This is a genomic window from Pseudoalteromonas sp. PS5 (assembly GCF_004103255.1).
Taxonomy (GTDB): domain Bacteria; phylum Pseudomonadota; class Gammaproteobacteria; order Enterobacterales; family Alteromonadaceae; genus Pseudoalteromonas; species Pseudoalteromonas peptidolytica.
In genome coordinates this window covers 1-8,911 of sequence record NZ_RCSQ01000137.1, presented here as the reverse complement: position 1 = coordinate 8,911, position 8,911 = coordinate 1, and the positions used below count along the sequence as shown (strand labels likewise).

Here is an 8,911-nt window from a genome sequence, read left to right as displayed (position 1 = left end):
GAGAGTCCATATATGGTATTAGTAGAGCACGCTGCTCTTGCACCCAGACACCTGCACGCATTGCTAGCTAAAGAGACTGTAATTGCCTTAAGCTCAGGTTATGGTTAAGACTACCCTTGATAAAAAAGAGAAAAGCGGAAAGAGCACAGAATGAGACGTTATTTTTATATATGTATGATTACTTTGCTTATTCTAACTGGATGCAGCAAAAAGCAGGCTATAGAACCGATAACACAGGTACAGTTAACTCAATTACCTGTTAATCTTGCGACGCTCTCTCATGATGCAGCATTAACCTTACTACTTATTGACGATCATTTACTACAAGTGTGGGATAACCAAAGCCAACAGCTCATGAAACAGATTGAAGGCAGTAAATACCAACTTACTTTTCGTGACGCTTTGATAGCGCCGAGCAAGCGAAGTATTGTTAGTATTTCAGACACGCAACTCAACATCTGGCAATTACACACGAACGAGATAGTAAGCTATTCATTACCTGAATTTGACTCATCTATTCGTATTACGAAGGCACAGTGGTCCAGCGATGAGCAGCTTATTGCCCTTGGCTACAATGACGGCAGCGTACTGCTGTTGAGTTTAGATAAACAAACCATCACGAAAATACACCTTCATGAAAGCAGCGTCACACATTTGATTTTTAATCGGAGTTTAACCTCTCTCTACTCTGCCTCTTTAGATGGTCATGCTAAAAGGCTTGAATTACAGAGTAAAGAAATCACGATAGACTATGCGCTTCCTCACCGAATTACCAGTTTAGCTTTATCACAAAATGAAAATAGACTGTTTGTTTCAGACGCCCTCCAAGCACAGGAGCTCATTGATACTCGTTCTGGCGAGCCTGTTTTATCACTCTCCTACCCTCAACGCTTCAAGTTTTTTCGCGGTGCCCAATTTCTAGCTAGCGATGAGTTTTTGTTAACAACCTCATCCAAAGCCTATATCTCGTTATGGGAACTTGTATCTGGAACAGAGATCATAAGCTGGCCAATCGCACAACTAAGCGGTGGCAGTACCGTTTATGACTTCCACCTCTCTGATAGTAACGTGCTTACAACGATTAGTTCGGATGGTATGCTTGAAAAGTGGGCTGTGACACCCATTTTGTTTGATCCTAAGAGACAATAAAAGGTAGCATTCGTTATAAGTAAAAAATAATAAAAAATCGTATGGATCACCTAAACTTCGAAAACCAATCGCACTGTTTAAACTGCCACACACAGTTAGCTGGCGAGTACTGCTCAGGTTGTGGGCAAAAAAGAGCCTCAAGACTCACTTTCAAACACTTAGGTGTACTACTTCAAAGTGCATTATTCGACTTAGAGTCACCATTTTTTAGATTGCTTTTTGGGCTGCTATTGCAACCCTTTAGCACCATTATTGGATACTTGAATGGACAGAGGAGTCGCTTTGGTAATCCCTTCAAGTTTAGTTTTATTCTACTCACCGTGATCGTGCTTGCCTCGCATCTACTTGAAACCAGCTTCATGCCCAGCAGTCAGCTTTTGGAATCGAAAGAGCAGCTCAAATGGCAATCTGAAATCGCACTATATGAAGCAACGCACATTTATCGCGTCTTTATTCTGGCATTCTTACTCGGATTAGCCTCTAAGCTAGTGTATCGCTGTGCGCCCTACACAATGCTGGAGTACACCATAGGACACCTACTCATTCTAACCCTAAGCGTACTGATATTCTCTATTCCACTCATGCTAGAGATCTTCAGCGAGCAGCTTTACGCTATTCTTTCGCTCTTATTTTCTGCTTTGTACAGCATAATACTTAACTATAAAATGGCGGAAAATGAGCTGGCAAAGTGGAAAAATTGGGGTCAGGCAATACTTGCCTACGCGATAGGCTCGACACTATTTTCTGCAATGCTCACATTTTTATTTGGGGTATACAGTGATTTTACTCACAAGATTTGATCGGCATGTGAATTAATTTATACCAATTTTCTTAATTAAGTGGTCTATTTTGAGGCAAGAAAATCTTGTCGATAACCAGGCAAAAATTTTGCTATTTAGTTGTTCTAAATAAGAAATTTTTAACGCTGTTAGCGTCAGATTTACTCCTCCAAATTGAGCAAGTATTAAGTCAAATTGGTATTAGCTAGGGCTAGACGAGGCTGAGCTTGTCTAGCCATTAACACTACTGTTTTAGCTGGGCTTTTGCAGCCTCAACCTTTTCAAAATCCAAACCTAATTCATCTACCGCTTCTTTGATCAATGCAGGATTTTGCATTACTAAACCCATTAATTGTTGAAGCTTTTCAGGTGGAATACCTAATTGCTGAATAGTTGCCATTGCCATCATTGGGTTTTCCGTCAGCTGGGTAAACACCGCTTCAATTTGCTCGTCTGAAATATTGTGCTCTTTAAGTAATGCAATAATTGGATTCATCTTGTTTCCTAACTGTTTTTTACTAATCGTGCGGCATAAAAACCATCAAATTCCGAATTTATTCCCGGAAGTAAGCAAAGTGAGTCTTCTAGTTGCCAGTTGGGGTTGTTCTCCAAAAAGCGTTCAACCTGTTGCTCATTTTCAGCGGGTAGAATAGAGCAAGTTGCATAGACTAATTTACCGCCCACTTTGCACATTTGACTGTAGCGCGCCAGAATATCTGTTTGTAAATCAATAAGTGTGTCTAAATTTTGCGAATTCAAGTGCCACTTTGCATCTGGGTTTCGCTTTAGTACACCTAAACCTGAGCAAGGTACGTCCAACAAAACACGATCAAACTTTTCTTTTTGTCGTTTGATGGTTTTGTTATTTTGAATAACGCGGGTCTCAGCAACATGAACCCCTGCGCGTTTCGCCCGTTGCTTTAGCGTTTCAAGTTTATGCTCATGAATATCCAAAGACAGTAATCGACCTTTGTTTTCCATCAATGCAGCTAAGTGCAAGCTCTTTCCACCAGCTCCAGCACATGCGTCCACCACTTTATGTCCAGGTTTCACATCTAAAAATGGTGCGATCTGCTGAGAGCCAGCATCTTGCATTTCAAACCATCCGGACTGAAATGCTTGAGAGCGAAACAAATGGCTATTTGACTCCACTTTTAAGGCAATATGCGCATCAAGTTCAACGTTTGAAACCTTGATCCCTTCTTTTGCTAAAGATGCTGTAACCGTTGCAATATCACTTTTGAGAGTATTGACTCGCAAATATTGCTGAGCACTTTGATTTAGCGCATTGGCAATCACCTGCCATTTTTCACCGAGCTGTATATGCGCCACTTCATTGAGCCAATCCGGTAATGACAGACGGATAGCTTCGGGGGCCTGCTCTATCAAGCTTTGTAAACGCTCGACATGATAACGCTCGGTATCTACCCACTCCGGCAACGCCTGCTTAGTTACAATTTGACAAGTCAACCAATAGCCAAACCCATCTAATGGTAAATTCTCATGCTCAAGCAAGTAAGTCAGTAATCGTTTAAAGCGGAAAATATGGTAATAGTTACTCACTACATACTGCCTTTCATCAAGGCTCCACTGCGGGTTATTTTGCAGTAGTTGAGTTAATGCTTTATCGGCATGGAGGGAGGTGTCAAGTACATGTTCAATGCACTCAGATAAAGTTTGAACTAATGCGCGAGTTACAGACACAATATGGTCTCGGTTATTGCTAAAATACTATTTTAGCGTGCCTACAGAAGGGCTTCAATTGGAGTTTGTGATCTTTGCTGAGAATCTTGAAGTTGTGGAGCAAAATAATGCGCTCCACAACGACTGCCGTGTTATTTAACAGCTAACCAAGGGCCGTCAGCCGCTGGAATGTTCCCTTTGGTCCACCATTTAGCTTCATATATCACGCCATTGTAGCTAGCACGGTCACCTTTTAAGTAGACTTTATCAGCATCCCAAGCTGGTACACCACCCACTGGCGGTTCAACAGGGGTTGTAGGTAAATCGTCAACCACTCGAACTTGAGGCCAACTTGCGTGGGATTGATAAAAGTTTGTCACGCATTTTTCGTAGTCTCCTGGTACAAGTGCCGAATAAGCCGTTTGATACCCAACAAGTTTACACTCGAAAGAATAGCCTCCAGGGCGGTCTGCGTAATATGTCCAGTCTCCTTCCCAGTTGGTGTATAGTACGTCAGTTGCGCCATCTAAATTTAAGCTACCATAAGGGGTTTGCTGCCAGCAGGTGTTTTCTTCATCCGCTGCAATGGCAATATTATAGTAATGTGATAGCCCTTCCCAATAACGGATGCGGTTAACAGGTTGACCTTTGTCACGGTTTTGTGCCCCGCACTCGATACCACCATTAATAATATTAATAGTGGTACCAAAACCATAACCAATCCCTGCATTTACCTCACGCTGTGACGGCACCCAAGTTTTGTCAATCACATGCAGCATCGCCGGCTTTGGTGCTTGAGGAGTTAAGAAAAACCAAATTGCGGACGCTAAATTTAGCCAAGAATCAGCAACTAAACCTGGGTTATTAAGCAATACAGTGGCGTCGCCATTAAACATGACTTCACTGAACGCACCGTAATTAAAGTGATAAGATAGCTGCTTTGCACCACGACCAAAGTAGCCTTGCCCAGTGCCACAGGGCCAGCGACGATTCTGCCAATCATTTTGACCACACCCTGTAGTATAACCGACCTCTCCTTCTGACCACCCCATTTCACGTACATGCACCAAGGCTTGTTGCCATTCTTCAAGACCTAATGGGTTATCAGAAATATTATCTTTGGCAATGTGGCCTCCAGTTTCTTGGGCGAAGTGCGCAAAAGCGGTGACGATTGAGCGTTTACAGATTGCATCAGCATCGCGACCATCGGTGTAGTCGCCGCAAAAAGCAGGAAACTTACCAATAGCACGTAAAAAACGGGTATATGTGTATTCAGGCGCAGCCATTTGGGTTAAAAATTGCCATTGTGCTTCACCAAAGACACGCTCAGCTCGCTTAACGTTATTAGGATTACTAGCAAGGTTAGGAGCAATCCCCTCAACGATTGTGTTATCTCGAGTTTCTAGTGCCTTAGACCAGATTGCATACATTGGATTGTTTGTTTTTGCGCCCTCAGTTGCAGAAAGCTCTACTCGCGACACGATATAGCCCCCCGGGTTTTGCGGATCTGGTTGCGGACTCATAGCTATTGCTTGACTTGCAGTAATAGCGAGCGAAATTACTGTTGCTAATTTAAGCGTTTTCATGTTTTTTCCTTTACACGTTGTTGTTAATAGTGGAACCCACTAACTTAACAATTATTAACAAAATGACATCGCTGTCAAATTTAACAAGCCGAAGCTCAATAACAGAGTCTCAAAAAATGAGCACAACCAAGACTTTTTGGGACGTCAGTCAACGTGATATGCTAAGGCCAACGCTAATAACAATTGATCATAAATAACAACAATAGAGCTTCTTATGAAAATCACTCCGTTGCAACCAGAGCATTTCTTACCCGTTATTGAGCTTGGTAACCTCGTTCATGGTGATAACTATTTAGATGAAACCGGTATCGAACAGATGTATCAAAAAGGCTGTAAAAACGGCATCAATGCTTCTTTTGTTGCGCTGGGCGAGAATGATGAACTACTTGGTTTTAGAACCACCTACAGTGCCGGACAATGGCCAATTGACAAATGGAGCTCGCCAACACTGTGGCCGGTTGATGAAACTGATATGGCTTACTTTAAGTGTATTGCTATCGCGCCCAATGCACAGGGGCGGGGTATAGGACCACAATTATTAAGCCATGCAGTGGCAGCACTAAAACAACAAGGTGCAAAAGCCGGTGTTTCTCATCTATGGAAGCAAAGCCCAGGCAATGGCGCAGTAAAATACTTCACAAAAGCCGGTGGTAAACTCATCAAAATACACGATGACAAATGGCTAGACGATTGTATCTATCATGGTTATGTCTGCACTATTTGTGGCACACAGTGCCACTGCCAAGCAGCAGAAATGGTGCTGGAATTTTAGTATGTCCGGATTTGATCCTCTAACCCAACCACATTGTCAGGGGCAAGCTTTTGCCAAGAGTTACTGGGCTGCAACCTGCGACATCGATAAGCCATCCACAGCACTTGATAGTCCCTTGCAGGTTGATGTGGCAGTCATTGGCGGCGGTTTTACTGGCTTACTGACAGCTTATCATTTAGCGACTACCTTCCAACAAAATGTGGCATTATTTGAAGCCAACCAAATTGGCTTTGGTGCGAGCGCAAGAAACGCAGGGTTTGTTTTACCAAGTACAGGACGTTTAGGTTATTCTCAAATTGCTAAAAGATATGGTGTAGACATAAGTAAATCCATCTACCAAGAGTATAATGATGCGGTAGATAGAGTGCGTGATCATATCAAAGTGAACCACATTGAGTGTAATGTCCAAGCATCAGGTTACCTTAAAGTGGCACATAATCAGCACGCATTTTCGCTTTTAAAGGCGCAGTCTGAGTACTTAAATTCCACAATGGGCTGTAACAACCACCAACTGCTTGATCGCCAACAACTCCGTGACACTTATATGCGTAATCAACAGGGGTTTGGCGCACTGCGCTTTGATAATGCGTTTGGTGTCCATCCATTAAAATTATTAATGGGTTACAAAGCTATGGCACAGCAAGCCGGTGTAAAGATATACGAAAATAGCTTGGTCACACACCACCAAAGCCCAAGTGGTAAACACCATTTAGAAGTTAATGGTCACAAGGTCTCAGCAGATAAAGTGGTGATTGCAGCAAATGCTTATAGCCAACGCAACTTATCCCCGTTGACGCAAGGTCGTTATTTGCCGATTTTAAGCAGTATTATTGTTACCAACCCTCTTAGTGGTGACGTGTTAAATGCCCATGGTCTACTCACTGAGCAAGTCGTCATGGACACTCGTCGACTCAAATATTATTACCGCCGACTTCCAGACAATCGCATTTTATTTGGTGGGCGTGGTGCCGTATTTGGGCGCAGTCAAGATAACTTAAAGTATCAACACAACTTACAGGCGGCGCTTAAAGATTGCTTTGCAAAACTGCCATTTACAGTAGATTATTTCTGGAGTGGTTATATTGCTGCAGCGCTTGATGATATTCCACATATTTATACTGAAAATAACACCGGTTACATACTCGGCTACTGTGGCTCAGGAGTGGCATTTAGCGCGCAGGCCAGTAAACGCCTTGCTGAAAAGTTAATGGGACAGTCTGTACCTAACCTACCTATTTATACCAAACCGCTACCCAGACTTCCATTGCCACAATTACGTCGACTTGGCCAGCTCGCTTATTACCAATACGCACAAATAATGGATAAACTAAGATAATGTATCACTTCAAAATTCGCCCAGCTCGCCCATGCGACGCCTCCTCGCTCGCAGCCTTATCTATTCAGGTGTGGCTTGACACGTATGCGCTAGAGGGAATAAAACAAGAATATGCCGACTATGCACTTACCACCTTTACACAAGCATACTTTTTAGCATTGCTACGCCGTGATGAAATCACTATTTATATTGCTGAGCATGAAGGTGCAATACTTGGATACATTCAAGCGAACAGGTCTTCACAATACAGCGACAAGATCTTGGCTTTGAGGTTGAAAAGCTTTATGTATTAAGAAGATGGCATGGTAAGGGAGTCGGCTCGCAGCTCATCACGGCCGCACGTGCCGATCTTGGTGAAAGGTATTGGCTATACACATGGATAGAGAATGAATCAAATCAATTTTATCAGAAGCTTGGGTTAGTTCGCTGTGGTCAGTTTGATTTTTCATTTAATGGCAAACTGATTGCTAATCATGTTTATACTAGTTGCATAGAATAAACACGCCATTTTTTAAGCTTAGAAGTTGCCTAGCATATACATGCTATAAGAGATACAGCCTCGTTTCACAACGGCCTGTATCTCATCATTAAATAAGCCCGATTAGAAGCTATAACGCAAGTTCAAACCGAAGTTATCGTATTCATCTGCATTTCTATAACTAATGTTTGCTGAAATGCGGTCTGTAAATTGGTAACCAAGCTTAGCTAGGTATACAAAGTTGGTTTCACTTTCGTCGTTTTGAATACGCTCAACACCAAGACCAATGCGCGCAGATAATGCGCCAAACGCATGCTCATACGCAGCTTCTAAGTGATAGTGGTCGCTATTATCACTGTCTTTATCTGAAAGTTGCTGCTGATAAGCTTGACCATTGTTATGCACTATTGTTGTAATACCTGAATACTCAACGTCTACCTCATACCTTGAGTAGCCACCGTAAATATCCATAAAACCTGCATCACTAACATCAAATTGGTGCCCCACCAACAAGGTCAAGTAGTCTAAATCTGTATCCACCTCTAGGGCTGTATTTATACGTATATCGTGATGAACCTCTAGCTGAGAGCGACTAATATCATCGCTAAGTACCGCATAACTTCCTTGAAGATAAAAACCATCGAAAGCCTTATTTGCAGTAACCACAACACCGGCTGGTTTTACCTCATCTAAGTTATCAATCGTTATTTTACCATAGCCAAGCTCAACAAAATCTGTTGAGTTTGCAGCACTGGCGGTTGATACTAGTAAGGCTGAAACTGCTACTACTTGCTTTAATACTGAATTCACGATTTACTCCATATTGCTCGTATGTAATACCAATTTGCGGCACCGAACAGTCACGCATATTGGTACAATTCGCGGCGCATATTACTGTATTTTCGTGCAAAAACAACAAGGTTTTTGAATAAATACGGCTTCACTTTGTAACAAGCTTTGTCTAATTAGCCAGTCAGCAACATAGGTAATAGCGCTTAGTCCACAGTTAACATACCAGACATTATTACTAGATAAGGTAGCCGAGGTCATCCTGTTTCTTGGATTCATACCAATTTGCTTAATTAAGTGGTCTATTTTGAGGCGAGGAAATCTTGTCGATAACTCCGC

The 8,911-nt window shown here is 42.3% G+C and carries 11 protein-coding genes; 6 read left to right on the top strand and 5 right to left on the bottom strand.

The features are described from left to right. The first annotated feature begins 150 nt into the window (after positions 1 to 150). Both D9603_RS16385 and D9603_RS16380 read left to right on the top strand, forming a co-directional pair. Positions 151 to 1,149 (top strand): WD40 repeat domain-containing protein, encoded by a 999-nt coding sequence (locus tag D9603_RS16385; protein WP_128732122.1) that lies wholly within the window; start codon positions 151 to 153, stop codon positions 1,147 to 1,149. Between the two features lie 41 nt (positions 1,150 to 1,190). Further along, a complete protein-coding gene (locus tag D9603_RS16380; protein ID WP_128732121.1) occupies positions 1,191 to 1,949 on the top strand; it encodes a DUF3667 domain-containing protein in 759 nt (252 codons plus the stop codon). A gap of 223 nt (positions 1,950 to 2,172) precedes the next feature. Here the strand turns inward: D9603_RS16380 and D9603_RS16375 are convergent, their stop codons facing one another. From D9603_RS16375 to D9603_RS16365, 3 genes are all read right to left on the bottom strand, one after another. Further along, a complete protein-coding gene (locus D9603_RS16375) occupies positions 2,173 to 2,424 on the bottom strand; it encodes a DUF2999 family protein (protein ID WP_099640869.1) in 252 nt (83 codons plus the stop codon). 8 nt (positions 2,425 to 2,432) lie between these two features. Beyond that, the gene (locus D9603_RS16370) at positions 2,433 to 3,632 is read right to left on the bottom strand and encodes an RsmB/NOP family class I SAM-dependent RNA methyltransferase (protein ID WP_128732120.1); all 1,200 of its coding nucleotides are present in this window, start codon (positions 3,630 to 3,632) and stop codon (positions 2,433 to 2,435) included. A gap of 131 nt (positions 3,633 to 3,763) precedes the next feature. Beyond that, on the bottom strand, positions 3,764 to 5,197 hold the full coding sequence (locus tag D9603_RS16365) for a chitinase (RefSeq protein ID WP_128732119.1): 1,434 nt from the start codon (positions 5,195 to 5,197) through the stop codon (positions 3,764 to 3,766). A 214-nt stretch (positions 5,198 to 5,411) separates the two neighbouring features. On the opposite strand from D9603_RS16365, the gene D9603_RS16360 reads away from it, so the two are divergent. From D9603_RS16360 to D9603_RS22175, 4 genes are read left to right on the top strand one after another with little or no spacing between them, the layout of a single operon-like run. Beyond that, positions 5,412 to 5,969, top strand: coding sequence for a GNAT family N-acetyltransferase (locus D9603_RS16360; protein WP_128732118.1), 558 nt, complete (start codon positions 5,412 to 5,414; stop codon positions 5,967 to 5,969). A 1-nt stretch (position 5,970) separates the two neighbouring features. Further along, positions 5,971 to 7,305, top strand: coding sequence for an FAD-dependent oxidoreductase (locus D9603_RS16355; protein WP_128732117.1), 1,335 nt, complete (start codon positions 5,971 to 5,973; stop codon positions 7,303 to 7,305). Further along, entirely contained in the window at positions 7,305 to 7,598 is a 294-nt protein-coding gene (locus D9603_RS22180) for a hypothetical protein (protein ID WP_241651688.1), read from the top strand. The genes D9603_RS16355 and D9603_RS22180 overlap by 1 nt, the downstream gene beginning before the upstream one ends. Next, a complete protein-coding gene (locus D9603_RS22175) occupies positions 7,523 to 7,804 on the top strand; it encodes a GNAT family N-acetyltransferase (RefSeq protein ID WP_347232147.1) in 282 nt (93 codons plus the stop codon). Before D9603_RS22180 ends, D9603_RS22175 begins: the two co-directional genes overlap by 76 nt. Positions 7,805 to 7,906: 102 nt before the next feature. On the opposite strand, the gene D9603_RS16345 is transcribed toward D9603_RS22175, so the two are convergent. Together D9603_RS16345 and D9603_RS21975 are read right to left on the bottom strand one after the other, a co-directional pair. Then, entirely contained in the window at positions 7,907 to 8,593 is a 687-nt protein-coding gene (locus D9603_RS16345) for a porin (RefSeq protein WP_128732116.1), read from the bottom strand. Between the two features lie 81 nt (positions 8,594 to 8,674). Next, on the bottom strand, positions 8,675 to 8,911 hold a 237-nt coding region (locus D9603_RS21975), incomplete at its 5' end, for a hypothetical protein (protein WP_206644511.1).

Bases quoted from the DNA above. Each gene is read 5' to 3' on its own strand.
- D9603_RS16365 (WP_128732119.1), bottom strand. From the start codon at position 5,197: ATGAAAACGCTTAAATTAGCAACAGTAATTTCGCTCGCTATTACTGCA.
- D9603_RS22180 (WP_241651688.1), top strand. From the start codon at position 7,305: ATGTATCACTTCAAAATTCGCCCAGCTCGCCCATGCGACGCCTCCTCG.
- D9603_RS16385 (WP_128732122.1), top strand. From the start codon at position 151: ATGAGACGTTATTTTTATATATGTATGATTACTTTGCTTATTCTAACT.
- D9603_RS16375 (WP_099640869.1), bottom strand. From the start codon at position 2,424: ATGAATCCAATTATTGCATTACTTAAAGAGCACAATATTTCAGACGAG.
- D9603_RS16380 (WP_128732121.1), top strand. From the start codon at position 1,191: ATGGATCACCTAAACTTCGAAAACCAATCGCACTGTTTAAACTGCCAC.
- D9603_RS16355 (WP_128732117.1), top strand. From the start codon at position 5,971: ATGTCCGGATTTGATCCTCTAACCCAACCACATTGTCAGGGGCAAGCT.
- D9603_RS16360 (WP_128732118.1), top strand. From the start codon at position 5,412: ATGAAAATCACTCCGTTGCAACCAGAGCATTTCTTACCCGTTATTGAG.